This window comes from Halomonas sp. ND22Bw, assembly GCF_003011945.1.
Classification (GTDB): Bacteria; Pseudomonadota; Gammaproteobacteria; order Pseudomonadales; family Halomonadaceae; genus Halomonas; species Halomonas halophila.
On the sequence record NZ_PXWD01000961.1, the window covers coordinates 1 to 268 of the forward strand.

Sequence of the window (268 nt, forward strand, 5' to 3'; positions counted from 1 at the left end):
CCAATCAGCAACGCCCGCTAGGTGTGTCACCACCACCGCCCCGGCCGCGCCACGAAGCCGGCGCGCTGCTCGATCGCCAGTGCCGCGTTCAGCACGGCCTGTTCGTCCAGCGCCTTGCCGATGACCTGCAACCCCAGCGGCAGCCCGCCGGCGTCGACGCCGCCCGGCACGCTCATCGCCGGAAGCCCGGCCAGCGACGAGGGCACCGTGAACACGTCGGTGAGGTACATCGCGATCGGATCGGCGTTCTTCTCGCCCAGCGCGAAGG

The 268-nt window shown here is 71.3% G+C and carries 1 protein-coding gene; it reads right to left on the reverse strand.

Annotated elements, in window-relative coordinates; translation table 11 throughout:
* Positions 1-26: 26 nt before the first annotated feature.
* Positions 27-268, reverse strand: a 242-nt coding sequence (locus CVH10_RS21015; RefSeq protein ID WP_369335934.1) for an amidase family protein, incomplete at its 5' end; no start/stop codon positions are given.